At 61.6% G+C, this 22,553-nt stretch carries 28 protein-coding genes; 20 read left to right on the top strand and 8 right to left on the bottom strand.

Annotation, left to right across the window (positions count from 1 at the left end):
• Positions 1-93: 93 nt before the first annotated feature.
• The 8 genes from ACI2KS_RS11030 (at position 94) to ACI2KS_RS10995 (ending at position 5,512) form a co-directional block, all read left to right on the top strand.
• The gene (locus ACI2KS_RS11030) at positions 94-585 is read left to right on the top strand and encodes a tetratricopeptide repeat protein (RefSeq protein ID WP_404620696.1); all 492 of its coding nucleotides are present in this window, start codon (positions 94-96) and stop codon (positions 583-585) included.
• 72 nt (positions 586-657) lie between these two features.
• The gene (locus ACI2KS_RS11025) at positions 658-1,155 is read left to right on the top strand and encodes an RNA polymerase sigma factor (RefSeq protein ID WP_404619994.1); all 498 of its coding nucleotides are present in this window, start codon (positions 658-660) and stop codon (positions 1,153-1,155) included.
• Positions 1,152-1,937 carry an anti-sigma factor family protein gene (locus ACI2KS_RS11020; protein ID WP_404619992.1) on the top strand — a complete coding sequence of 262 codons (786 nt, stop codon included), beginning with the start codon at positions 1,152-1,154 and terminating at the stop codon, positions 1,935-1,937. The genes ACI2KS_RS11025 and ACI2KS_RS11020 overlap by 4 nt, the downstream gene beginning before the upstream one ends.
• A gap of 139 nt (positions 1,938-2,076) precedes the next feature.
• Complete coding sequence (gene copC, locus ACI2KS_RS11015; protein ID WP_404619990.1) at positions 2,077-2,463, top strand: copper homeostasis periplasmic binding protein CopC; 387 nt, start codon at positions 2,077-2,079, stop codon at positions 2,461-2,463.
• A 4-nt stretch (positions 2,464-2,467) separates the two neighbouring features.
• Positions 2,468-3,340 (top strand): copper homeostasis membrane protein CopD, encoded by an 873-nt coding sequence (gene copD / locus ACI2KS_RS11010; protein WP_404619988.1) that lies wholly within the window; start codon positions 2,468-2,470, stop codon positions 3,338-3,340.
• 84 nt (positions 3,341-3,424) lie between these two features.
• Positions 3,425-4,546: a bifunctional DNA-binding transcriptional regulator/O6-methylguanine-DNA methyltransferase Ada gene (gene ada, locus ACI2KS_RS11005; protein WP_404619986.1), complete on the top strand. Its 1,122-nt coding sequence runs from the start codon at positions 3,425-3,427 to the stop codon at positions 4,544-4,546.
• A gap of 49 nt (positions 4,547-4,595) precedes the next feature.
• Entirely contained in the window at positions 4,596-5,045 is a 450-nt protein-coding gene (locus ACI2KS_RS11000) for an antitoxin Xre/MbcA/ParS toxin-binding domain-containing protein (protein WP_404619984.1), read from the top strand.
• Entirely contained in the window at positions 5,045-5,512 is a 468-nt protein-coding gene (locus tag ACI2KS_RS10995; RefSeq protein ID WP_404619982.1) for an RES family NAD+ phosphorylase, read from the top strand. The genes ACI2KS_RS11000 and ACI2KS_RS10995 overlap by 1 nt, the downstream gene beginning before the upstream one ends.
• Here ACI2KS_RS10995 and ACI2KS_RS10990 read toward each other — a convergent pair.
• Positions 5,509-6,492 carry an MDR family oxidoreductase gene (locus ACI2KS_RS10990; RefSeq protein WP_404619980.1) on the bottom strand — a complete coding sequence of 328 codons (984 nt, stop codon included), beginning with the start codon at positions 6,490-6,492 and terminating at the stop codon, positions 5,509-5,511. The two genes, ACI2KS_RS10995 and ACI2KS_RS10990, sit on opposite strands and share 4 nt — an antisense overlap.
• Positions 6,493-6,539: 47 nt before the next feature.
• The gene (locus ACI2KS_RS10985) at positions 6,540-7,178 is read right to left on the bottom strand and encodes a TetR/AcrR family transcriptional regulator (RefSeq protein WP_404619978.1); all 639 of its coding nucleotides are present in this window, start codon (positions 7,176-7,178) and stop codon (positions 6,540-6,542) included.
• A gap of 140 nt (positions 7,179-7,318) precedes the next feature.
• Here ACI2KS_RS10985 and ACI2KS_RS10980 point away from each other — a divergent pair, with 140 nt between their 5' ends.
• From ACI2KS_RS10980 to ACI2KS_RS10950, 7 genes are all read left to right on the top strand, one after another.
• Positions 7,319-8,401: an NAD(P)H-dependent flavin oxidoreductase gene (locus ACI2KS_RS10980; RefSeq protein ID WP_404619976.1), complete on the top strand. Its 1,083-nt coding sequence runs from the start codon at positions 7,319-7,321 to the stop codon at positions 8,399-8,401.
• 130 nt (positions 8,402-8,531) lie between these two features.
• Positions 8,532-9,299 (top strand): molybdate ABC transporter substrate-binding protein, encoded by a 768-nt coding sequence (gene modA / locus ACI2KS_RS10975; RefSeq protein WP_404619974.1) that lies wholly within the window; start codon positions 8,532-8,534, stop codon positions 9,297-9,299.
• On the top strand, positions 9,300-9,980 hold the full coding sequence (gene modB, locus ACI2KS_RS10970) for a molybdate ABC transporter permease subunit (RefSeq protein ID WP_404619972.1): 681 nt from the start codon (positions 9,300-9,302) through the stop codon (positions 9,978-9,980). It begins immediately after the preceding gene.
• Between the two features lie 2 nt (positions 9,981-9,982).
• Entirely contained in the window at positions 9,983-11,071 is a 1,089-nt protein-coding gene (gene modC, locus ACI2KS_RS10965) for a molybdenum ABC transporter ATP-binding protein (protein ID WP_404619970.1), read from the top strand.
• Between the two features lie 85 nt (positions 11,072-11,156).
• Positions 11,157-12,215, top strand: a complete 1,059-nt coding sequence (locus tag ACI2KS_RS10960) for a DNA topoisomerase IB (RefSeq protein ID WP_404619969.1) — start codon at positions 11,157-11,159, stop codon at positions 12,213-12,215.
• Complete coding sequence (locus tag ACI2KS_RS10955) at positions 12,212-12,385, top strand: hypothetical protein (RefSeq protein WP_404619967.1); 174 nt, start codon at positions 12,212-12,214, stop codon at positions 12,383-12,385. The genes ACI2KS_RS10960 and ACI2KS_RS10955 overlap by 4 nt, the downstream gene beginning before the upstream one ends.
• 37 nt (positions 12,386-12,422) lie before the next feature.
• Positions 12,423-15,107 carry an excinuclease ABC subunit A gene (locus ACI2KS_RS10950; protein WP_404619965.1) on the top strand — a complete coding sequence of 895 codons (2,685 nt, stop codon included), beginning with the start codon at positions 12,423-12,425 and terminating at the stop codon, positions 15,105-15,107.
• Positions 15,108-15,158: 51 nt separating this feature from the next.
• Here the strand turns inward: ACI2KS_RS10950 and ACI2KS_RS10945 are convergent, their stop codons facing one another.
• The 3 genes from ACI2KS_RS10945 to ACI2KS_RS10935 all read right to left on the bottom strand — a co-directional run bounded on the left by ACI2KS_RS10945 (position 15,159) and on the right by ACI2KS_RS10935 (position 17,117).
• A complete protein-coding gene (locus ACI2KS_RS10945) occupies positions 15,159-15,284 on the bottom strand; it encodes a hypothetical protein (RefSeq protein WP_404619963.1) in 126 nt (41 codons plus the stop codon).
• A gap of 134 nt (positions 15,285-15,418) precedes the next feature.
• Positions 15,419-16,699: a translesion error-prone DNA polymerase V subunit UmuC gene (gene umuC, locus ACI2KS_RS10940; protein ID WP_404619961.1), complete on the bottom strand. Its 1,281-nt coding sequence runs from the start codon at positions 16,697-16,699 to the stop codon at positions 15,419-15,421.
• Entirely contained in the window at positions 16,686-17,117 is a 432-nt protein-coding gene (locus ACI2KS_RS10935) for a LexA family protein (protein ID WP_404619959.1), read from the bottom strand. Before ACI2KS_RS10935 ends, umuC begins: the two co-directional genes overlap by 14 nt.
• Positions 17,118-17,216: 99 nt before the next feature.
• On the opposite strand from ACI2KS_RS10935, the gene ACI2KS_RS10930 reads away from it, so the two are divergent.
• The 3 genes from ACI2KS_RS10930 to ACI2KS_RS10920 all read left to right on the top strand — a co-directional run bounded on the left by ACI2KS_RS10930 (position 17,217) and on the right by ACI2KS_RS10920 (position 18,956).
• On the top strand, positions 17,217-17,912 hold the full coding sequence (locus ACI2KS_RS10930) for an SOS response-associated peptidase family protein (RefSeq protein WP_404620694.1): 696 nt from the start codon (positions 17,217-17,219) through the stop codon (positions 17,910-17,912).
• 180 nt (positions 17,913-18,092) lie between these two features.
• Entirely contained in the window at positions 18,093-18,335 is a 243-nt protein-coding gene (locus tag ACI2KS_RS10925) for a hypothetical protein (protein ID WP_404619957.1), read from the top strand.
• 300 nt (positions 18,336-18,635) lie between these two features.
• The gene (locus tag ACI2KS_RS10920) at positions 18,636-18,956 is read left to right on the top strand and encodes a YceK/YidQ family lipoprotein (protein WP_404619955.1); all 321 of its coding nucleotides are present in this window, start codon (positions 18,636-18,638) and stop codon (positions 18,954-18,956) included.
• 148 nt (positions 18,957-19,104) lie between these two features.
• On the opposite strand, the gene ACI2KS_RS10915 is transcribed toward ACI2KS_RS10920, so the two are convergent.
• On the bottom strand, positions 19,105-20,061 hold the full coding sequence (locus ACI2KS_RS10915; RefSeq protein ID WP_404619953.1) for a DUF4214 domain-containing protein: 957 nt from the start codon (positions 20,059-20,061) through the stop codon (positions 19,105-19,107).
• A 661-nt stretch (positions 20,062-20,722) separates the two neighbouring features.
• Between ACI2KS_RS10915 and ACI2KS_RS10910 the strand changes: the two genes are divergently transcribed.
• Positions 20,723-20,959 (top strand): hypothetical protein, encoded by a 237-nt coding sequence (locus ACI2KS_RS10910; RefSeq protein WP_404619951.1) that lies wholly within the window; start codon positions 20,723-20,725, stop codon positions 20,957-20,959.
• 722 nt (positions 20,960-21,681) lie between these two features.
• The gene (locus tag ACI2KS_RS10905) at positions 21,682-22,200 is read left to right on the top strand and encodes a hypothetical protein (RefSeq protein WP_404619949.1); all 519 of its coding nucleotides are present in this window, start codon (positions 21,682-21,684) and stop codon (positions 22,198-22,200) included.
• Here ACI2KS_RS10905 and ACI2KS_RS10900 read toward each other — a convergent pair.
• Positions 22,183-22,368 (bottom strand): HNH endonuclease, encoded by a 186-nt coding sequence (locus ACI2KS_RS10900; protein WP_404620692.1) that lies wholly within the window; start codon positions 22,366-22,368, stop codon positions 22,183-22,185. The genes ACI2KS_RS10905 and ACI2KS_RS10900 overlap by 18 nt on opposite strands.
• A complete protein-coding gene (locus ACI2KS_RS10895) occupies positions 22,298-22,543 on the bottom strand; it encodes a hypothetical protein (RefSeq protein WP_404620725.1) in 246 nt (81 codons plus the stop codon). The genes ACI2KS_RS10900 and ACI2KS_RS10895 overlap by 71 nt, the downstream gene beginning before the upstream one ends.
• Positions 22,544-22,553: the final 10 nt, after the last annotated feature.

Below are 22,553 nucleotides of genomic sequence, written 5' to 3'. Positions count from 1 at the left end.
CGGTGCCCCATCCGATCACCATGGAACCTTCCAACCATGAACAACCGTCGCTCTGCTGCTGGTTACCGAACCACCTTGTTCCACGGCGCCTGCATGGCCCTCGCGTTGATGGCAGGCCAGGCCCGCGCATCGGGTGACGAATCCGCGCCAGCCAAGCCCAATTGCCCCAAGGGCCAGGTCTGGGACAGCAAGACCGGCAAATGCGCAATGCAGACCAGCAAGGCGACGTCGGACACCGATCGCACCGACTACGCCTATCGCCTGGCAAAGGATGGCCGTTACCAGGAGGCGCTGTCATTGCTGGACACCTTGAACAATCCGGACACCGCCAAGGCCTTGAACTATCGTGGCTATGCGACGCGCAAACTCGGCCGCACCGATGAAGGCATCGGTTATTACCTCAAGTCCGTGGCACTGGACCCCAACTACGCCCAGGTGCGCGAATACCTGGGCGAGGCGTACGTCATCAAAGGGCGTGTGGATCTGGCCCAGGAGCAACTGGTGAAGATCAAAGCACTGTGCAGCACCACCTGCGAAGAGTACGAAGATCTGGCGGACGCCATTGCCGCAGCGCCGCAGACCTGAGTGCGAGTTCACAGGCGATGAACGCGAAATCCGGAGGCCGCTATCGTCAGAGACGCTGAGTTTCGCAGCGAGTTGGGTCAGCTGTTGCCGCGTTTGTGGCGCTACGGCCTGGTGCTGTCCCGACAAACACACCTGGCTGACGATCTGGTGCAGGCGACCTGCGTACGCGCACTTGAGCGTGCCCAGCAGTTCACGCCGGGCACCCGGCTGGACCGCTGGCTGATGGCGATCATGCACTCCATCTGGCTGAACGAAATTCGCGCGCAGCGGGTGCGCCAGGGCCAGGGGTTTGTCGATGCCGAACAGGCACTGTCGTTTGACGGCGAGAGCCTGGCCCAGGACCAGGTATTGGCGGCGCAGGTCATCAAACGCGTCAATGCCCTCCCCGAAGCGCAGCGTGAAACGGTGTTTCTGACCTACGTCGAGGGGCTTTCGTACAAAGAAACCGCCGAAATCCTGCATATCCCGGTCGGGACAGTGATGAGCCGTCTGGCTGCGGCTCGCCTGAAGCTGGCGCAAACGGCTGCCCCCCGCGCCATGTCGGATAAAACCACAGGAGGACGGCGATGACTCAAAACAATGCACCCTCAGCACCGTCGGACGAACTGCTGGTGGCCTATCTGGACGGCGAGCTTGATCGCGAACAGCGCCGCTGGGTCGATCAACTGCTGCGCACCGAGGTAGCGGTGGCCGCGCGCCTGAATCAACTGAAGGGCGAGGATCTGCCATTTCGCAAGGCTTTCGACTCGGTGTTGGACGATGCACCCACCGAGCGCCTGCAAGCCATGCTCGACGCACTGCCACCGGCAGTGCTGCCGCAACGGTCGACCCTGAGCCGCCGTAGATTGCTGGCCTCGGCGGCCAGCCTGGTGGTTGCCGGCATTGCCGCAGACCGGCTGTTCATCCGCTGGCACAGCGCGCAATCGCCGCAGGGCTGGCGTGCATCGGTCGCCCAGTACATGGCGCTCTACACACCGCAGACCCTGGAAAACCTGAGCCCCGATGCCCAGTCCCACGCCGCGCAGTTGAGCCTGGTCGGCGCACAGCTTGGCCTGCCGCTGTCGCCGGGCGCCGTGAGCCTGCCTGGCGCCGAATTTCGCCGGGCGCAGATTCTCGATTACGAAGGCGTGCTGATCGGCCAACTCACGTATCTGGATGCGCGCCACGGCCCCTTGGCCCTGTGCATCACAGCCCAGAGCAGCGGCGCCGCGGCGCTGGCCAGCGAGCAGCGCATGGGCCTGAACGTGGTGTACTGGTCCAACTTGGCCCATGCCTTCATGTTGATCGGTCATAACCCCTTCGAAGACCTGCAAATCATGGCCCGCAGCGCGCAAAAAGCCCTGCCGGCCTGAGACACCGATGCGGTTATTAACTGGAGTCCGAGGATACTTTCTGGTCTAGTAGCGCTCGCATTTGCCGGGAATCGGCCAGTGCCGATTTCGACCATGAACGTTGCTGCAAAACGCTGCCGCAAAACCAGAGGTACCTTTGATGTCTGCCCACCGCGTAAAGCTTGCCCTCTCCTGCCTGTCTCTGCTGGCCTGCCTGACCACCACTGCGGTGTTTGCTCATGCCCACCTGGAAACCCAGCTGCCTGCCGCTGACAGCGAAGTCGCGACGCCCAAGGAGCTGCGCCTGAACTTCTCCGAAGGCGTGGAGGAGAAATTCACCAAGGTCGCGATCAGCCTCGATGGCCCCGGCGATAGCACGGAAGTCATCCAGACCCAGAGCGTGGCGACCGACCCCTCCGATAAAAAGGTGTTGATCGTCATCCCGGCTGTGCCGCTGGTGCCGGGCAAGTACAAGGTCCAATGGCACGCAGTGTCGGTGGACACCCATAAGAGCGAAGGCGTTTACCACTTCAAGGTGACGCCGTAACACCATGCAGGAGGGATTGATTGCGTGCCGGTTCGTGCATTTCGGCGCCGTCTTGCTGCTGTTGGGTATCGGCCTGATTCGTCACGTTCTGTTCCGCTCGTCGCTGCAGGCCCTTGACGCCAGCACCACCGGCGCGCGGCTCGATCGTGGGTCGGTGTGGCTGGCCGGCGTGGCGTTGCTCAGCGCGACCGGCTGGCTGCTGCTGACTGCGGCGAACATGGCCGGCCAGTGGCGCGACGCGATGGACGCACAGACGATTGGCACGGTGCTGGCCCACACGTTTTTCGGCCATGTCTGGATCATCCATCTGGCCCTCAACCTGCTGGCATTGTTGCTGTTACCGCGGGGCCTGCGGACCGTGCCGCGGCTGATGCTGCTGCTCTGTGCATTGCTGCTACTGACCCTGGCTCCCGTAGGCCACGGCGCCATGTATGACGGGATTCGGGGCCAGCTACTGATCCTCAACCAGATGCTCCACTTGCTGGCCGTTGGCACCTGGCTCGGCGGCCTGGTCATGCTCGCGGTGGTGCTCACTGGCGCGCATGCCGTGGACGTTCGCGGCGTCCTCACGCGCTTCAGCGGCATCGGCTACGGCCTGGTCGCGTTGATCATAGTCACCGGCATGATCAACGTGCGCGCGTTGAGCGGCGGCGTCTGGCCTGAACCGGCGCTCAGCGGTTTTGGCCTGGTGCTCAGCGTCAAGGTGGCGATGGTGCTGTGCATGCTGGCGCTGGCGGCGGTCAATCGCAGCCTTGCCCGTGCTGCGACGCTGCATATGCCGCTGTTGCGAGCCTGCGTGCTGTTGGAGTGCGGGTTCGGCGGCGCTGCGCTGGCGGCGGTGTCGCTGCTCGGCACCCTGCCGCCGATGCTCAACTGAATTTGAACGCAAGACTCGGAGTTTCGCCGCGCGGCACAGGCGCTAACCTGTGGCACGACAGGGATTTTCAGAGGTGATCGGGCCATGGGCCGCAATAAAGTCGGCGTGACAGCGCCAAGCATCGAGCACGACCCACGCTGGGCGGCGGTCGTGGCCCGCGATCCGGGCGGTGAGCGGCCATTCGTCTATGCCGTGCTCACCACCGGTATCTATTGCAGACCAGGCAGCGTGTCGCGCCTGCCACGCCCGGAGAACGTGGTGTTTTTCGACACGGCCGCGCAAGCCGAAGCGGCGGGTTATCGACCGAGCAAACGCGCAGCGGCCGACCAGGCCCACCTCGCCGGGCAGCATGCCGCGCTGGTCGAGCGCGCCTGCCGACAGATCACCCAGGCCGAGCAGCCACCGGGCCTGAAACAACTGGCGCAACACTCGGGCATGAGTCCGTGGCACTTTCATCGCGTGTTCAAAGCGGTCACCGGGCTGACGCCCAAAGCCTGGGCCAGCGCTCACCGGGGCGACAGGATACGCAGCCGACTGGCAGAGCCTGAGGCTGCAGCCGGCACCATCACCGAGGCGATGTACGAGGCGGGGTTCAATTCCAATAGCCGCTTCTATGAGAGCAGCCAACGGTTGCTGGGCATGAAACCTTCGGACTATCGCAAGGGCGGCGCCAACACGGCCATCCACTTTGCCGTGGGCGAATGCTTTCTGGGCTCGATCCTGGTCGCACAGAGCTTGCGTGGCGTCTGCGCGATCCTGCTCGGCGATGACCCTAACCAACTGGTCGAGGATCTGCAGGATAAATTCCATAACGCCACACTGATCGGTGGCGATGCGCAGTTCGAGCAACTGATCGCTCAGGTCATCGGTTTTATCGAAGCGCCGGGGCTGGGTCTGGCCCTGCCGCTGGACTTGCAGGGCACGGCGTTTCAACAGCGCGTCTGGCAGGCGCTGGCGCAGATCCCGCCGGGCAGCACCGCCAGCTACGCGCAGATCGCCCAGCGTATCGGCGCCCCGACATCTTTCCGGGCGGTGGCCCAGGCCTGCGGCGCCAACAGCCTGGCAGTGGCCATCCCCTGCCATCGCGTGGTCCGCAGCGACGGCGGCTTGTCGGGTTACCGATGGGGCGCCGAGCGCAAACGTCAGTTGCTCGACCGCGAGGGCCAGGCAAATGCCTGTTACAGCTTGGCGCTTGAGAAACGGTGACAGGGGCGTAACGTCCTGAGCCCTGGATACCTGATCAAGGAGCATGGACGTGCCGGTCATTTCTCAAGCCTCGTTCCAGCAGGCCACCCCTGCCTTCTGGCTGATTGCCAACCAACTCAATACCCGCAACGAAACCGAGCGTCTGGCGTACATCCGCAGCGGTTTCCCGCCTGGATGGGTCAAGGCCGTGCGCAACGCGTTCCAGCTGAGCAACGGGCAGCTGGAAACATTGCTCAGCACCTCGGTTTCCACCCTTGAGCGCCGTCAGCGGCAACAGCGACCGCTTGATCTGGTGGGCTCGGAACGGCTCGACCGCGTCGCCACCCTGGCGGTGCGCGCCGCCGAGTTGTTCGAAGACCAGGACACCGCCCGACGCTGGATGATCACGCCCAACCGCGCCCTCGACGACCAGACGCCTATCGCGCTGTGCGAAACCGAAATCGGCGCGCGTCAGGTGCACCGCACGCTCTGCGCGTTGCAGCACGGCGGCGTGGTCTGATGCGTGCCTGGAGAATCGGCAGGGCCGCTGATATCGATGATCTGTCCGGGGCCGGAGCGGCCCGCTTCGGCGGCCGCTGGAACCATCCGGACGTCCCCGCACTGTATTTGAGCCTTGACCTGTCCGGTTGCGCACTGGATACCCTGATCCTTGCCGGGCATATCCCGCAACTGCCGTTCAAGCTCATGCATCTGCAATTGCCCGACGATCCTCAGCTGTACCTGCAGCCCACGCCTGCGCACCTGCCTGCAGGCTGGGCGGCACTGCCTGCCGACAAACCCAGCATGGACTTCGGCAGCCACTGGTTGCAGAGCGGGACACAACTGGGGCTGATCCTGCCTTCGGTAACCGAAGGCCAAACCCGCTGTCTGCTGATCAACCCCAGACACCCTGCGGCACGGCAAATCGACGTGCTGCAGATTGCCGACTTCTGCTACGGAAAAGCCGCTGTTCGCTCATCCGGTTAACGCTGGGTATCGACCACCACCCGGCCGCGCACTTGCCCGTCCATCAGCCGCGCTGCCGTGTCGATGACCTCACTCAAGCCAATTTCATGAGTGATCAACGCCAGCAGCGCCGGATCCAGATCGGTAGTCAGGCGCGCCCAGGCATCGATGCGGTCTTGCCGTGGACGCATGACGCTGTCGATCCCGGCCAGGGTCACTCCGCGCAGAATGAACGGCGCAACCGACGCCGGAAAATCCATGCCCTGTGCCAGCCCACAGGCAGCCACGGTGCCCCAGTAGCGGGTACTGGCGCAGACGTTGGCCAGGGTGTGGCTACCCACCGAGTCGATGGCCCCCGCCCAACGTTCCTTGGCCAGCGGCCGGCCAGGCTCGGAGAGTGTCGCGCGGTCGATGATCTCTGCCGCACCCAGCTGCTTGAGGTATTCGCTTTGATCCACGCGTCCGGTCGAGGCGACAACGCGATAACCAAGCCTTGCCAGAATCGCGATGGAGAAGCTGCCCACCCCGCCATTGGCGCCGGTCACCAACACATCGCCCTTGTCCGGCGTCACGCCATTCTTTTCCAGCGCCATGACCGCCAGCATCGCGGTGTACCCCGCCGTGCCGATCGCCATGGCCTGTGCCGCGCTGAACGCCGGTGGCAGAGGGATCAGCCATTTACCCTCGACGCGTGCTCGCTGCGCCAGGCCTCCCCAATGCCCTTCGCCAACGCCCCAGCCATTGAGCAATACCTGATCACCGGCCTGGAAGTCCGGGTTGCTGCTGTGCTCTACCGTGCCGGCCAGATCCACGCCTGGCACCATGGGAAAGCTGCGCACGATTGGCCCTCGGCCGGTGATCGCCAGGGCGTCCTTGTAGTTCAGGGTGCTGTAGGCCACGCGCACCGTGACATCACCGGCGGGAAGCTGCGCCTCGTCCAGCGAGGTCAGCCGCGTGTGATAACCGCTGTCGTCTTTGTCGATCAAAATGCCATTGAACATGCATTGCCTCCGGTATAGACCGATCGTCTATAAAAAGAGCCGGACAGTCAGCGCGGCAAGCCACGGAGAAATCCGGCGATGAATGTATTGAGCGGGGCATCGCTTTGCACCAGTCGCGCACGCAACACCGCGCCTTCCCAGCCGATCCAGAAATACGCCGCCAATTCGCTGCAGTCGGTCTCTAGCGGCAACTCCCCTGCCTGGCGGGCGGCGTCAAAACATGCGCGAAGGCGCTCTTGCCAGTCGAGGAACACCTTCTCCAGCGCTGCGCGGAATCCTGACGGCAGGACACTGACCTCCTGGCCCATGTTGCCCACCAGACAACCTCGGCGGTACTGGTGCCGCGCCATGCTGACTTTTGAATATTGGACAAACCCGGCCAGACGCTCCAGTGGCGACAGCGACTCGTCCAGTAGCCAGCGGTCCAGGCGCCTGGCGAAATACCCGGCGTAACTGGCCAGCACTTCAAGACCGAACGCTTCTTTGCTGGCGAAGTAGTGATAGAACGAGCCCTTCGGCACGCCGACACGTTTGACGATGCTGTCAATGCCGGTGGCCATGAAACCCTGCTCGGTGAGGATTTCCACGCCGCAGCGAATCAGCGCCTGGCGCGTATCGAAGTCATCGGCGCGGGCAACTTTCGGCGGACGCCCCGGGCGCCTGGGTTTTGCGATCATGTCATTCATGGGGTTGCATATTAGACCGACCGTCTATTAAATCAACCGGCCATTTTCAACGGCGCCGCAAAACCACTGCTGTACCTTGTCAGTTTCAGGATTCACTGATCAGCGACCTCACCCGTTCACCCGTTCCGGAGAATCTGCCCATGATCGCCTGGCCCGACACTCGCCTCCTCAAACTGTTTGGCATCGAGGTGCCGCTTCTACTCTCGCCCATGGCCGGTGCTGCCGGTTCCGCCCTGGCCATAGCGGTGGGCCAGGCAGGCGGTCTTCCCTCCCTGCCCTGCGCCATGCTCAGCCACGAGCAGATACGTGCAGAAGTCGCACTGATACGCGCCGGCACCCGCGCGCCATTGAATCTGAATTTCTTCAGCCACCAGATGCCCGCAGCCAATCCTGAGGCCGACAAGGCCTGGAAGGAGCTGCTACGGCCTTACTATGCGCAATTGGGCGCAGACTTCGACGCCCCCACCCCGACCTCCAACCGCGCACCGTTCGATGAGGCAAGTTGCGCGCTGGTCGAGGAGTTGAGGCCTGAAGTGGTGAGCTTTCACTTCGGCCTACCGCCTGCCGAGTTCGTGCAGCGGGTCAAGGCCACCGGCGCCAAGGTGATTTCCTCGGCGACCACGGTGGATGAAGCCGTCTGGCTGCAACAGCACGGCTGCGACGCAATCATCGCCATGGGTTTGGAGGCCGGTGGCCATCGCGGTATGTTTCTCAGCGATCAGTTGCACACCCAGATCGGCACGATGGCGCTGGTGCCTCAGATTGCCGATGCGGTCAGTGTGCCGGTGATCGCGGCCGGCGGTATCGCTGACAGCCGAGGGGTGGCGGCGGCGTTCATGCTTGGCGCCTCTGCGGTACAACTGGGCACCGCTTATTTGTTCTGCCCGCAAGCCAAGACGTCTGCGCTGCATCAGGCAGCACTGCGTAACGCCAAGGACAGCCAGACGGCGCTGACCAATCTGTTTACCGGTCGGCCGGCCCGGGGCATCGTCAATCGCATCATGCTTGAGATAGGCCCGATAAACGCCGCGGCGCCGGCGTTTCCGGGTGCCGGCGGTGCACTGATGCCTTTGCGCGGCAAGGCCGAGCCCTTGGGCGACGACGGCTTCATGAACCTCTGGGCCGGTCAGGCGGTGGGCATCAAGCACGCCTTGGGCGCCGAGGAATTCACCCGCCAGCTGGCAATCCAGACCCTGGAAAAGCTGGCCGGCCTGAGAAACTGACCGACTGCGTGGGCTTTAGACAAAAACAACAGCTTCCTTGAGGTGATGAGTCGCTATATATTCCGCTGCATAGCGCTTGGCCGGTACCCGGTTGAGCGCCTCACCTCGAAAAACAACATGGAGCTGTTTCATGCGCGCAACGTCCCTTCGCGTCACGCTTAAATCCCTGGCACTCGTCGCTGCGGCCTTCTCGGTCAGCAGCGCATTCGCCGATGAAGTCCAGGTTGCCGTGGCTGCCAACTTCACCGCGCCGATTCAGGCCATTGCCAAGGATTTCGAGAAAGACACCGGCCACAAGCTGGTCGCCTCCTTCGGCGCCACCGGCCAGTTCTATACACAGATCAAGAACGGCGCGCCGTTCGAAGTGTTCCTTGCCGCTGATGACACCACCCCGGCCAGGCTCGAGAGTGAAGGCGACATCGTCAAGGGCTCGCGCTTCACCTATGCGGTCGGCACCCTGGCGCTGTGGTCGGCCAAGGAAGGCTACGTCGACGACAAGGGCCAAGTGCTCAAGGACGGCAAATTCGAGCACCTGTCCATCGCCAACCCCAAAGCCGCTCCTTATGGTCTGGCCGCTACTCAGGTGTTGGACAAACTCGGTCTGACCGCCGTCACCCAGCCCAAAATCGTCGAAGGCCAGAGCATCGCCCAGGCCTATCAGTTCGTGCAGACCGGCAACGCCGAGCTGGGTTTCGTCGCGCTGTCGCAGGTGTACAAGGACGGTAAGCTGACCGCAGGCTCTGCCTGGATCGTTCCGGCCAACCTGCATGAGCCGATCAAGCAGGACGCGGTGATCCTCAACAAAGGCAAGGACAATGCTGCCGCCAAGGCGCTGATGGAATACCTCAAGGGTCCCAAAGCCGCTGCGCTGATCAAGTCCTACGGGTATCAGCTGTAAATGCCGCTGGGCAGTGCCGACCTCGCGGCTATCTGGCTGACGCTCAAGCTGGCGTCGTTGACCACCGTGATCCTGCTAATCGTCGGCACGCCCATCGCCTTATGGCTGGCACACACCCGGTCCTGGCTCAAGGGTCCGGTGGGCGCTGTGGTGGCCTTGCCGTTGGTGCTGCCACCGACGGTGATCGGTTTCTATCTGCTGCTGCTGCTCGGCCCCAATGGTGCCTTGGGGCAGTTCACCCAAAGCATCGGGCTGGGCACCCTGACCTTCAGCTTCACCGGCCTGGTCATCGGCTCGGTGCTGTACTCCATGCCGTTCGTGGTGCAGCCGCTGCAAAACGCGTTCGTGGCCATTGGTCCTCGTCCGCTTGAGGTGGCCGCGACGCTGCGTGCCAGTCCTTGGGATACATTCTTTTCGGTAGTGCTGCCGCTGGCCCGTCCGGGCTTCATCACCGGCGCCATCCTCGGCTTCGCGCATACGGTCGGCGAGTTCGGCGTGGTGCTGATGATTGGCGGCAACATTCCCCAGAAGACCCGCGTGGTGTCGACGCAGATCTACAACCACGTCGAGTCGATGGAATACGCGCAAGCCCACTGGCTGGCCGCTGCCATGCTGGTGTTCTCATTTCTGGTTCTGTTGGCGCTCTACTCCAGCGGCAAGACCAAAGCGACCTGGAGCTGACCATGACCTCGACCATCGAAGTCCACCTGAACCTGGACTTCCCCGAGTTTGCCGTGGACCTCGACCTGTCCTTGCCAGGGCGCGGGGTCACGGCATTGTACGGGCACTCCGGCTCCGGCAAGACCACCTGCCTGCGTTGCATCGCCGGGCTTGAACGAGCCGCCAAGGGATTGATCAGCGTCAACGGCCAGGTCTGGCAGGACAGCGCCAACGGTGTGTTCGTCGCCCCGCACAAGCGGTCGCTGGGCTATGTGTTTCAGGAGGCGAGTCTGTTTGCGCACCTCACCGTCAGGGGCAACCTGGAGTTTGGCCTCAAGCGCATCGCGGCGCGTGATCAGCGGGTCAAGCTGGAGCAGGCGACCACCTTGCTGGGCATTGACCATTTGCTCGGCCGCCAGCCGGACAAACTTTCCGGCGGTGAACGCCAGCGCGTGGGTATCGCACGGGCACTGCTGACCAGCCCTCATCTGTTGCTGCTCGACGAGCCGCTGGCCGCGCTGGACGCTCAGCGCAAGGGTGAGATCCTGCCGTATCTGGAGCGCCTGCACGACGAGCTCGACATTCCGATGCTCTATGTCAGCCACTCGCAGGATGAAGTTGCCCGGCTGGCGGACCATCTGGTGCTGCTCAGCGAGGGCAAGGCCCTGGCCAGCGGACCGATCGGCGAAACCCTGGCGCGACTGGACCTGCCGTTGGCGATGGGCGATGACGCCGGTGTGGTGATAGAGGGGCTGGTGAGCGCCTACGACGCTGCCTACCATCTGCTCACCGTCCGCCTGCCCCACAGCGAGCTGTCGATCCGCGTGGCTCATACCAAGTTGGCTGCGGGCAAGGCGCTGCGGTTCAAAGTGCAGGCCCGAGACGTCAGCCTCAATCTGCAACCGGACGCCCAGAGCAGCATCCTCAACCGCTTGCCGGTCACCGTCATCAGCGAAGTGCCTGCGGACAACGCCGCTCATGTGCTGGTGCGCCTGGATGCCGCCGGCACCGCGCTGCTGGCCCGTATCACGCGCTACTCGCGTGACCAGTTGCACCTGCACCCCGGGCAAAAACTCTGGGCGCAGATCAAGTCAGTGGCGCTGCTTGCCTGAGTCGCGACGTCACGGCAGATAATTAATCGGCACGACTGCGCGGCGCAACGGTCAATGCAAAGACCAGCTCTCAGGATTGCCGCTCATGCCGGACGCCACCTTCAGCGAAGACCTGCCCAAGGATCTGCATTACGTCGATGACAGCCAGCCGGGCTTGACGCGCAAGATCCTGCGCGGCAAATTCGCCTATTTCGACACCGACGGCGAACGCATTCGCGACGAGGCTCAGATAAAGCGCATCAACGCGCTGGTCATTCCACCGGCCTACACCGATGTGTGGATTTGCGCCGACCCGCGCGGCCATCTGCAGGCGACCGGGCGAGACGCTCGCGGCCGCAAGCAGTATCGCTATCACCCGCGCTGGCGGGAGATTCGCGATGAGAACAAGTATTCGCGCATGATCGCCTTCGGCCTGGTATTGCCCAAGGTGCGCAAGCAGCTGGAAGCACAGCTGGCCGCCCCCGGCATGGGCCGCGAAAAGGTCATGGCGGCGGTGGTGTCGTTGCTCGACCAGACGCTGATTCGCATCGGCAACAGCCAGTACGCCCGCGACAATCGCTCCTACGGCCTGACCACCCTGCGCAACAAACACGTGGGTGTGCACGGCAGCAAAATCTTCTTCCAGTTCCGCGGCAAGAGCGGCGTGGAGCACCAGCTCAGTATCACCGACCGGCGCCTGGCCAATATCATCAAGCGCTGCATGGAGCTGCCCGGCCAGAACCTGTTCCAGTACCTTGACGAGGAAGGTCATCGGCACACTGTCAGCTCTTCGGACATCAATCATTATCTGCACGAGCTGACTGGCGCCGACTTCACCGCCAAGGACTATCGCACCTGGGCCGGCAGTGCGATGGCCCTGGCCACCCTGCGCAAGCTGGACTGGGAACCGGAAGCCGACGCCAAGAAACACGTCGTCGCCATGGTCAAGGAAGTGGCACGACTGCTCGGCAACACACCCGCCGTGTGCCGCAAGTGCTACATCCATCCGGCCGTGCTGGAAGCCTTCGCCATGGGCGAACTGGCCAAGCTGCCGCGTTCACGACAACGCAAGGGACTGCGTCTTGAAGAAGTCGCGCTGGCGGGATTCCTCCAGGGCCTGCAAGCCGCCCAGGTTTTAAGCCAATCCTCAGGAGACAAATCATGAAACAGCAGCATCCACCGATTCGCGGAGAAGAACTCAACGACCCGGACGCAAAGCCTGCCGACGTCGCCGATGATCGCGACCGCAACAGGGAGAGCCGCCAGGAGCAACCCTTGACGGGGGGCGAGCACGACGACGCCGGGCATACGCCTCAAGTGCCCAAAGCGCGGTAAGCGCTCCCCACCGCCATTTCTGACTCAGGGCTTTTTCATGACCACTGCGCCACACCTGCCTGACGACGCCGACAGCCGCTCTCCCGTCTCCTTCATCGTCGCGCCCGACCGCCCCGGGTTCGTCCGGGTGCGCGGCGCACGCGAGCACAACCTCAAGGACGTCGATATCGACATCCCTCGCGATGCGCTGGTGGTGTTCACCGGCGTGTCGGGGTCGGGCAAGTCGTCGCTGGCGTTTTCTACGTTGTATGCCGAAGCGCAACGCCGCTACTTCGAATCGGTGGCGCCCTATGCGCGGCGGTTGATCGATCAGGTCGGCGTGCCTGACGTCGACTCAATCGACGGTTTGCCGCCGGCGGTGGCGCTGCAGCAACAGCGCGGGACACCCAGCACCCGCTCCTCGGTTGGCAGCGTGACCACGCTGTCCAGCCTGATCCGCATGCTTTACTCGCGCGCCGGTCACTACCCCGCCGGTCAGCCGATGCTGTACGCCGAAGACTTCTCGCCCAACCTGCCGCAAGGTGCCTGCCCGGAATGTCATGGGCTGGGCCGTGTTTATGAAGTGCCGGAGGAGCTGATGGTGCCCGACGACTCGCTGACCATCCGCCAACGCGCCGTGGCGTCCTGGCCCCTGGCCTGGCAGGGACAGAACCAGCGCGACATCCTGGTCACCCTGGGTTATGACGTCGACATCCCGTGGCGCGACCTGCCCAAGAAACAGCGCGACTGGATTCTGTTCACCGAGGAGCAGCCCACCGCCCCGGTGTACGCGGGCCTGACCCCCGAACAAACCCGTGTCGCCCTCAAGCGCAATCTCGAGCCCAGCTACCAGGGCACCTTCACTGGCGCGCGCCGCTATGTGTTGCGCACCTTCACTCACTCGCAGAGCGCGCTGATGAAAAAACGCGTGTCGCAGTTCATGCGCGGCAGCCCCTGCCCGCTGTGCGACGGCAAGCGTCTGAAGCGCGAAGCCTTGTCGGTGACCTTCGCCGGGCTGGATATCGGCGAGCTGTCGCAGATGCCACTGCTGCGCCTGGCTGAGGTGCTGCGGCCGGTAGCGGCCGGGTCGTTCGAGGCACCCGAGGACGACAGCGTCCTTGACCGCCAGCAGATCGAACATGCACGCAAGCAGCGGCTCAAGGCCGGTGGTTCAGCGCACGACGCGGCTCCCGACATTCGCGCCACGCCCAACCTGTCGATTGAAAAACGCCTGGCCGCCCAGCGCATTGCCCAGGATCTGCTGGCTCGGGTCAGCACGCTGACCGAACTGGGCCTGGGCTACCTGGCGCTGGAGCGCAGCACCCCGACGTTATCGTCTGGCGAATTGCAGCGCCTGCGGCTGGCCACACAGCTTGGCTCGCAGCTATTCGGCGTGATCTATGTGCTGGACGAACCGTCCGCGGGCCTGCATCCGGCCGACAGCGAAGCGCTGTTCAGCGCCCTCGAACAGCTCAAGGCGTCCGGCAACTCGCTGTTTGTGGTCGAGCACGATCTGGAAACCATGCGCCGTGCGGACTGGTTGATCGACGTCGGTCCTGCCGCCGGCGAACATGGCGGCCGCGTGCTGTACAGCGGCCCGCCAGCCGGATTGGCGCAGATCGACGAATCCCAGACGCGCCTGCACCTGTTTGCCGACCACAGCGAGCTGCGCACCGCACGGCGCGCCGCCACTGAGTGGTTACGACTGGAAGGCGTCACCCGCAACAACCTCGACAACCTCGCTGCCCAATTTCCACTGGGCTGCTTTACCTCAGTGACGGGTATTTCGGGTTCAGGTAAATCCAGCCTGGTCAGTCAGGCGTTGCTGGAACTGGTTGGCGCTCAGCTGGGCCGACCGGCTCCGGCGACCGACCAGGATGAGCCGACTCTGGAGGACGACGCGCCGCAAATCACCGGCGGACGCATCAGCGGTGGCCTGGAGACCATCAAGCGTCTGGTGCAGGTGGACCAGAAACCCATCGGCCGAACGCCGCGCTCCAACCTTGCGACCTACACCGGACTGTTCGACAGTGTGCGCAAATTGTTCGCCGCCACCGACCAGGCGCGCGCGGCCGGTTACGACGCCGGGCAGTTTTCCTTCAACGTCGCCAAGGGTCGCTGCCCCGTGTGTGAAGGCGAAGGGTTCGTCAGCGTCGAATTGCTATTCATGCCCAGCGTCTATGCGCCCTGCCCGACCTGCCATGGCGCCCGCTACAACCCTGATACCCTGGCCATCAAGTGGCAGGACCTGAACATCGCCCAGGTGCTGCAATTGACTGTTGAACAAGCCGTCGAGGTGTTTGCCGAACAGCCCGCGGTGTACCGTTCGTTGACGGTGCTGCGCGACATCGGACTGGGCTATCTGCGCCTCGGCCAACCGGCTACCGAACTATCGGGTGGTGAAGCGCAACGCATCAAACTGGCCACCGAACTGCAGCGCAGCCAGCGTGGCGCCACGCTTTATGTCCTCGACGAGCCCACCACCGGCCTGCATCCGAGCGACGTCGATCGTCTGCTCAAGCAACTCAACACGCTGGTCGACAGCGGTCATACGGTGATTGTGGTCGAGCACGAAATGCGCGTCGTGGCGCAGAGTGACTGGGTCATCGATATCGGCCCCGGCGCGGGCGATCAAGGCGGGAGTATTGTGGCCAGCGGTGCGCCGGAAAAGGTGGCAAAGGCCAAGGCCAGCCGGACGGCTCCGTTCTTGCGAAGTGTGCTGGCAGGCGGACTGGAACGCTAAGCGCCCGGGCCAGACCGGCCCGCTGCAGCATCTGATCGCTGTCCGCGGCGGTCACTGGGTGATCAAGGCACATGCGACCAGTGACATGCCCAGCCCCATGAGCTGCGGATAGTCGTAAAACAATCCCAGCGCCAGCACCGGCACACCGATCAGGAACATCGGGTCGCGAAGAAACATGAACGCTCTCAATGACGCTACTCCCCGACTCTGGAGACGCAGCTTACCACCTGCGGGGGACGCGCGTGAGCGTCCCCCGCAGCGCTGCCACGGCAACCTGTTTTTTCCCTATCGAGCGCTGCTGCAAACCTGCATCAGTTGCACTTCACCGTCCACAGCTGATCGATTCGAGTAGTGAAACTCTGGCTCATCAGATCCTGTCGCATGGCCCAGCCCGGATCTGTCGGCACGCTGGCGGCACGCAGCATCCCACGCCCCCACTTTTCGTTGATCTGATCCAGCACCTGCATCACTTTATCCGCGCGCACCGGTTGCGAATGCGCAAACAGGTCGTCGGTGTACTCCCCGGGCTGGCGCAGATCCATCAGCAGCACCTCGGCCTTGCTGTATTTGAACCCCGGCCTGAACAGGCGATTGACCGCCTCGGTCGCCGCCTTGGTCATCAGCCGCACATCGTTGGTGGGGTACGGCAACTCCACCAGCGCGCCGTTGGCGTACTTAGCCTCCTGCGGGTTGAACATGCCGGTGCGGATGCTGACCCGAATCTTCTTGCACAACGACTGCTGCGCCCGAAGCTTCTCGGCGGCGCGCTGGGTATAGGTGGCGACGGCCTCTTTGATCGGCTCGATGGCGGTCAGCCGGTCGCCGAACATTCGGCTGCAGCAAATCTCCTGCCTGGGCGGATCGGCCTCACCCAGCTCCAGGCATGGCGTGCCGGCGAGTTCCCGAGCGGTCTTCTCGATCACTACGCTGAACTTCTGGCGCAGCGTCCAGGGGTCTGCCAGGGCCAGGTCCATCGCAGATTTGATGCCCATGCAGGCCAGGTGCGCTTTCATCCGCTTGCCCACGCCCCACACCTCGCCCACATCAGTGTTGCGCAATGTCCAGTCGCGCTTGAACGGGTCGCACATATCGACCACCCCGCCGGTCTGGTCCAGCAGCCGCTTGGCGGTGTGGTTCGCAAGCTTGGCCAGGGTTTTGGTGCGCGCAATGCCTACGCCTACGGGAATGCCGGTGCATTGGTACAGCGTCGAGCGGATCTGTCGGCCGAACGCCGTCAGATCGCCGCCGATGCCGGTCAGGTCGGCAAACGCCTCGTCGATGCTGTAGACCTCCAGCGCCGGCACCATCGACTCGATGATGGTCATCACCCGCTCGCTCATGTCGCCGTACAAGGCGTAGTTGCTGCTGAAAGCGACCACCCCGTTGCGATGCAGATGATCCCTGATCTGGAAGTACGGCGCGCCCATCTTCACAAAAGGTTTGGCGTCGTAACTGCGAGCGATGACGCAGCCGTCGTTGTTCGACAGCACCACAATGGGCGTGCGCGCGAGGTCGGGGCGAAATACTCGCTCACAGCTGGCGTAAAAGCAGTTGCAGTCAATCAGCGCGAAGACCGGCTCAGGCTTTGTCATGATCGCGGACGCTATACCTGACCACGCCCCAGATCACCAACTCGTCGCCCTCCATCACGTAGCGCGGCGGGTATTTCCGGTTTTCCGACATCAGGATCACGACATTCGCGCGTCGATGCAGACGCTTGCACACAGGCTCCGAATTGATGGCTGCAATCACGATGTCGCCGTGCACCGCATCCTGGCTGCGATCGACGATGACCAGGTCGCCGCTATAAATGCCCACCCCTTGCATGCTGTCGCCCTCGATCTTCACCAGGTACACGTGCGGGGCGCGAATATCGAACAGTTCATCCAGCGAGATGTGCCTTTCGATGTGATCGGCCGCAGGAGACGGAAACCCGGCTGCTGCATGGGAGGAATAAAGAGGCAGCCTTAGACCGCCGGTCGACAATGGGCCGAGGAAAGTGACACTCATGATGCATGCCTTGTTTTAGTAAGCTGTATGTATATACAGTTAACGTTCTCGGCCGCTTGCGGTCAATCTCCCATGCAGGACATTTCGACGGGTGACAGCATGTGCGGACGCTACTCGATCTATGAATCGATGGATCACTACCTCAAGGAGCTTGCGCCCAAGCAGTTGGTGATCAACGGCTATGACCTGTGGCCAATCGAGCGCTACAACGTCGCGCCGACTACCCGCGTGGAGATCATCAGGCCGGTCGAGGACGGGCTGAGCATCGACAAAGTGCGCTGGGGCTGGTCACCGTTCTGGGCAAAGGGCAAGCGCCCCGACCCGATCAACGCGCGAGTCGAAACGGTGATGAGCGGAAAATTTTTCAAGGACTTGTGGCCCGATGGCCGCGCACTGGCACCGGCCAATGGCTGGTTTGAATGGGTGAAGGATCCTGCCGACCCGAAGAAAAAGCAGCCGTACTTCATCAGTCTGAAGGATAAAGGGGCGATGTTTTTCGCCGCGTTGGCCCAAGTGCGTGAGGGTCTGGAGCCCGATGATCGCGACGGCTTTGTCATCATCACCGCGGACTCGGATGAAGGCATGGTGGATATCCACGACCGACGTCCGGTCGTGCTCACCCCTGAGCACGCTCGCGAGTGGCTTGACCCTCGGACATCACCCCGGCGTGCTGCCGAAATTGCCGCCCAGAGCTGCAGGCCGACCGAGGATTTTACTGTGTTGAAGGTGAGCAAGGAGGTCGGCAACGTGCGAAATCAAGGACTCCACTTGATCAAGCCACTCGAAGACCCTTGAGCGCGCTCAGCCGTAGTGACGGCCGCTGACCTGAGCTTGAGCCACTGGCCCAGGCAGTCCCGCCCGGCTTCTTTATAAGAAAAATTGCAAACCCTGTGAATCACGCCCTGGCAGGTTTATTCCGAGGGCTAGCGAACAAGATGGTAACCTCTTGCCCCCCGAACCCGCCCGGAAGACCTCATGCCGCAGCAGAAAATCGACCTCCTCAAACTGCCGAAATCCATTCGCGATCCGGTCAACGATCTGGTGAGGGCGTTGAATGCTGCCAGTACTCGTGCCGACGTTGAGCGCGAGGGCGCAATGCAGATCAGTTTTATCCTGGGTCTGGAGACAGCAAAGCGCCTGCGGCCCGCAGATATCGAAGCGCTGTACATGATTTTTGACGATGCCGTGCAGGAAAGACTTGCACAGCTTCCGGCATAATCCTGATCCGCTTGGCCATCGAGCCACACGCTCCTGGAAGGACCTATGAAGTTTCCCCTCGCGGTAGTGGCTGTCTGCCTGATAGGCGGATGCGCCTCCTACAGCAACCACGGCACGGGTGAAGGCGGTCGAGAAGTCGGCAGCAAGGGTTACACCGTCCGGTGTGACGCCTCACCCCCTAACCAGCCGGGTTGCTACTCACCACCACCGTCCCGGTCGTGGAGCTTTTTCGATAGATTCAAGTTTGGAATCGGAGCCCAGTGATAGCGGGTCGCGTACTCAAAGCATAAGGAGATAAGCGTGAAGCCATGGATTGCAGGTTGTTTGATTGCAGCGCTTTCAGGCTGCGGAACGGTAAAAACACTGGTCGACGAAAAAGGCGCTGCCGACGATCTCGTCACCTGGCCGTCTTATTGCCACTCCATCCCCCGCGCCTACAGCGGTGTGGCGTACCAGTTCTGCAACTTGAACGGCCCCACCCGTACAACGTTCCACTGGACACCGCTGGTGATTGCCATCGATCTGGTTGCCTCAGCAATCGCAGACACCGTTGTTATTCCCTACACCGGTTATCAGCAGTATCAACTGGGCAATATCCAGGCTCGCCGCAGGGAGTATTGAATCGGCGATTACGTGCAGCGCTGGCCGGGTGCGTAACGCCAACAAAATAGCCCGCACTAAGCGGGCTATCGCAACACCAGACCAGCGTTGAATCTCCAAGCGTATTCACAGCTTTTGTATCAGCCGCGACGTTTGGCTGACCAGGGCATCAGGCCATTGAGAAATGGAAGTTGTACTCTTGGGTTTCGGTTCCAGACAGAGAAGCCCCGGCGAGCTGGATGGTCACTTGCTCACCGGCAAATACTTGCGCCGTCGCATGGTAATCCAGCACAGGCTTCTGATTGACGGCTTGTTCCACGACGTTATTCATCAACGCCGAGGTTTTGGTGGAAACAGTGAAGGAGATGTAGTCGTTCCCGCTGTAATCCAATACCAGGTTGCCGTCTTTTGCAGCGGTGAAGGTGTAGTAATCGTAGGTATCTTTCTCGGTGGCGCTGTAACGCAGGCCGAGCACGCCACTGACCTCGGTGGTCAGCGAGATAGGCGTTGCCGTTTTGAAAAAACCGCCCGCGTCATTGACATGGTCGTCGTAGGAAACGAGCGCAGGAGCGGGCAGTTTTGCAGCATACGAATCCGAAGCAGAGTTTGCAGCCGTCACCGATGCGGCATCGGAATTCACGTTGTCGACCGCAGCCTTTGCTTGCGTGATGAAGCTACTATCGCTCGCGCTGGCTGTCTGAGCCTTGCTGGTGAAGTACTGGGCGGCTTGAACTTTGTTAGCAAGCACTTTTGCGTCCAGGAGCGTCTGAGGATCGGTGGCCGAGGGGTCCTTGGCCGCATTCGTAACAGCGTTCACGAAAAAATCGGCGCCGATTTTTCCAGAGTCCAGCTCCGAAACCCAATACGCTTTGCCAGCAACATCCGCTGTACGCTCAAGGAAGTTCTGATAAACCTTGTCTACCAGCGAACTGCTCGATAACCCGCCATAGATGGTCCAGTACTCTGCCTGGTTGGGCGTTGCAAACGAAGCCCGAGTGTTTTCCAGGCTCTGCGTGCCATTTTCGATGGCGTCTGTCCAATACTTAAGTCCCGCATAATCGGCGGCCCGTCCCAAAATGCCGATGTAAAGCTCCTGCACGCTTGCCTCAGTTTGTACGCGACTCATCACTATTTCTCCGTAAGAAACTACAAGTGCTTGTATTCACAAGCCTTTTCCATGTATCAAAAAAGCTACGCTTTATAGCACATAGCCATCGCGCTCAAAAAGGCAAATATGGAAATGTCCGAACCGCCAAGAGAGCCGGTCTAGAGCCATCGCGGGCCAATAGTGGTTGCCTGGACGAAAATCAAGCCTTGCCTGTAGGTGGCGAGCGCTGCAGGTTCTGCTGGATGGACCACGGGCAGCAAAGCAACGCGCGCAGTTGACCAGGCCCTGGCAGATCGGTGGACCGCAGCGGTTGAGAGGACTGGCAACGACTGATTCTTGTCCAACTGCCCGGCGCAGCCTGGGGCTTTCTTTTCAAGACTTTTCATACCCAGTCGATAGCATTTTTGCTGCAATGAGCAGCGCATGGAGGCGTCATGAAAAAAATAGCGTTGATGTGTCTCGTCGTAATTGTGTCAGCGAGCCCTTTGCTCGCCTCGGCCTGCCCCAAAGGCACGCATCCCACGGGCGGCAGCGGATCTCACCACAAGGGTGGGACCTGCGTGTAATGAGCTGCGCGTAAGGCCGGGGCTGTTCCGTCATGCCCTCCCCTGATAACCTGATCGGCTCTGAATCCAGGGCGAGCACGCATCAAGCGTGCTCAATCCGCCCTGAGCCGATCATGAGCAGAAGCCGACGCAAGACTCCAATCTGCGGTATCACCACTGCCGCCAGTGAACACTTCGATAAACAGATCTGGCATCAGGCGTACCGCAAAGCCGTGCGTCAGAGATTGGCCACCAATCCCCATCAAGACTTCCCTCATCTGCGCGAATTCTTCAATCCTTGGTCTATGGGCAAAGACGGCAAGCGATATTGGGGCGTACGTCATCTCGGCGCAAAATGGCTGAGAAAGTGAGCTTGTATCATTGCCTGAAGTGTTGCCCCGCAGGCCCAGTCATTTCATAGCTCAACGACTGTGGCAGGACTGCACCTGATGGCTGCACATCGGAGGATGCCCGGTGGCCACCTGTGGCTAGCGACAGCAGTACGTAGTCCTGCGCCAATCATGAGCGGCGATGCCGATATGCAGAATGCTGAACTATGCTTCTTGCTTCACCCCTATCTCGGAGAAAGGAGATGAGCAAGCCATCGGGCGGTAAAGGCAAGGCTGGCGGCGCAGGAGCCGCAGGCAACGGTGCTGGCATCAAGCCGTCGGCACCTATTGCAAACCTTCCAAGCAAAACCGGCAGGTCATCCGGCGGAGGCAGAGGAAACGCGTCACCCAGGGGAAGGTGACACTGTCACCTTCAGACATCGCTGATATACGACTGGGCGGCCTGCAGCGCCGCCTGGTCGACGATGAGCCCGGCAGGGATATCGAAAAACGATGCGTCCAACTGCTGTAGCGAGTTCGCTGGCGTGACCCAATCGCGCAATAGCAATTACGCAACAGCGGCAGGCCCATGTTTACCATTCTGAGATCGAGACTCTCGACCCACTGCTACTCTGCAGGATAGCGGGAGCTCGAGTTGTAGGGAGGTCCGCTTAGCTGTCGAGCCGCCGTCCACGCTTTGCCGGTTCAGATGTTCTTCGCTCCACTGAATCCTCTTTTTCCATTTAGATCAGGAGAAGCATGCGATGGATGAGATGAGCAGCACCTACGACGGTGAACCGTCTGAGTACGCCTCCTACGATAATCATAGACCTCTGATGCAGATGGATTATGAAGCCAAAGTGGTGAAGCACGCGTTCTGGATCCTCGTCTTTGCCGGATGTTTCGTTTGGACGCTTGTCCAGGCTGGACACTGGGGATGGGGAATCGGCGTGGGGATATTTGCAATTGCTGCGTGCTTCGGGACGGTGATGAATTACAGGGCTGAAAGCGTTCTTATTTTCAAAGATGGGATGTTAGTCAGCTATGTCGAAGGTTTTGATACCAAGCGTTCATGGAGGCAACTGCCATGGGGCTCGGTGCTGCATCTGGATTTTTCGGACCGCTCTTTTCGAATTGCAACTGCAAAAGACTCAGCAACGCATGGACGCGTGTATTCCTATCTGGGAAAGCTGGATCGCAAAGACAAAACCGAACGCGTCAATGAGTTGAAGTCTCTACAGCATCGAGGCGATATCCCGCCCACCCTACGCATCGTCGAATAGCTGCTCTGTGCCCAGGCAATGCTCTTGGCTAGAGCTTCGATTGATGAACGCAACGAAGTATTTAGCCCTGGCACAATCCGGAGAGGTCAGATGGCATTCAGCGCAAAGCACAAAGCAATTGCGCGGTAAGTGAGTACCGCCCAGGGAATGCGGGATGATAGGCGCCACTTCCTGATAGCCCGTCCTGCCACAGCACCAGCAGATTCTGATCTTCGTGATCGTCGGCGACGGCTTCAAGGATGTATTCAGAGAAACCGTACTCTTCAACCCACTGCAAGTTGCCCTGCCAGGCTTGGCTTACACTGGCGCGAGTAACCGCCCGGCTTTTTGCTGGAAGCTCCATAGTTACCAGT

It is taken from the genome of Pseudomonas sp. NPDC087358, assembly GCF_044900785.1.
GTDB lineage: Bacteria > Pseudomonadota > Gammaproteobacteria > Pseudomonadales > Pseudomonadaceae > Aquipseudomonas.
This window is presented reverse-complemented; position numbering and strand designations above follow the sequence as displayed.

Coding starts and splice junctions, on each gene's coding strand:
- modA (WP_404619974.1), top strand. CDS start 8,532: ATGCGCGCAACGTCCCTTCGCGTCACGCTTAAATCCCTGGCACTCGTC.
- ACI2KS_RS10910 (WP_404619951.1), top strand. CDS start 20,723: ATGAGCAGAAGCCGACGCAAGACTCCAATCTGCGGTATCACCACTGCC.
- ACI2KS_RS10895 (WP_404620725.1), bottom strand. CDS start 22,543: ATGGAGCTTCCAGCAAAAAGCCGGGCGGTTACTCGCGCCAGTGTAAGC.
- ACI2KS_RS10980 (WP_404619976.1), top strand. CDS start 7,319: ATGATCGCCTGGCCCGACACTCGCCTCCTCAAACTGTTTGGCATCGAG.
- ACI2KS_RS10905 (WP_404619949.1), top strand. CDS start 21,682: ATGGATGAGATGAGCAGCACCTACGACGGTGAACCGTCTGAGTACGCC.
- ACI2KS_RS10915 (WP_404619953.1), bottom strand. CDS start 20,061: ATGAGTCGCGTACAAACTGAGGCAAGCGTGCAGGAGCTTTACATCGGC.
- ada (WP_404619986.1), top strand. CDS start 3,425: ATGGGCCGCAATAAAGTCGGCGTGACAGCGCCAAGCATCGAGCACGAC.
- ACI2KS_RS10955 (WP_404619967.1), top strand. CDS start 12,212: ATGAAACAGCAGCATCCACCGATTCGCGGAGAAGAACTCAACGACCCG.
- ACI2KS_RS10925 (WP_404619957.1), top strand. CDS start 18,093: ATGCCGCAGCAGAAAATCGACCTCCTCAAACTGCCGAAATCCATTCGC.
- ACI2KS_RS10930 (WP_404620694.1), top strand. CDS start 17,217: ATGTGCGGACGCTACTCGATCTATGAATCGATGGATCACTACCTCAAG.
- ACI2KS_RS10995 (WP_404619982.1), top strand. CDS start 5,045: ATGCGTGCCTGGAGAATCGGCAGGGCCGCTGATATCGATGATCTGTCC.
- modC (WP_404619970.1), top strand. CDS start 9,983: ATGACCTCGACCATCGAAGTCCACCTGAACCTGGACTTCCCCGAGTTT.
- ACI2KS_RS10950 (WP_404619965.1), top strand. CDS start 12,423: ATGACCACTGCGCCACACCTGCCTGACGACGCCGACAGCCGCTCTCCC.
- modB (WP_404619972.1), top strand. CDS start 9,300: ATGCCGCTGGGCAGTGCCGACCTCGCGGCTATCTGGCTGACGCTCAAG.
- ACI2KS_RS10990 (WP_404619980.1), bottom strand. CDS start 6,492: ATGTTCAATGGCATTTTGATCGACAAAGACGACAGCGGTTATCACACG.
- copD (WP_404619988.1), top strand. CDS start 2,468: ATGCAGGAGGGATTGATTGCGTGCCGGTTCGTGCATTTCGGCGCCGTC.
- ACI2KS_RS10935 (WP_404619959.1), bottom strand. CDS start 17,117: ATGAGTGTCACTTTCCTCGGCCCATTGTCGACCGGCGGTCTAAGGCTG.
- ACI2KS_RS10945 (WP_404619963.1), bottom strand. CDS start 15,284: ATGTTTCTTCGCGACCCGATGTTCCTGATCGGTGTGCCGGTGCTGGCG.
- ACI2KS_RS10985 (WP_404619978.1), bottom strand. CDS start 7,178: ATGAATGACATGATCGCAAAACCCAGGCGCCCGGGGCGTCCGCCGAAA.
- ACI2KS_RS11020 (WP_404619992.1), top strand. CDS start 1,152: ATGACTCAAAACAATGCACCCTCAGCACCGTCGGACGAACTGCTGGTG.
- ACI2KS_RS10960 (WP_404619969.1), top strand. CDS start 11,157: ATGCCGGACGCCACCTTCAGCGAAGACCTGCCCAAGGATCTGCATTAC.
- ACI2KS_RS11030 (WP_404620696.1), top strand. CDS start 94: ATGGCCCTCGCGTTGATGGCAGGCCAGGCCCGCGCATCGGGTGACGAA.
- copC (WP_404619990.1), top strand. CDS start 2,077: ATGTCTGCCCACCGCGTAAAGCTTGCCCTCTCCTGCCTGTCTCTGCTG.
- umuC (WP_404619961.1), bottom strand. CDS start 16,699: ATGACAAAGCCTGAGCCGGTCTTCGCGCTGATTGACTGCAACTGCTTT.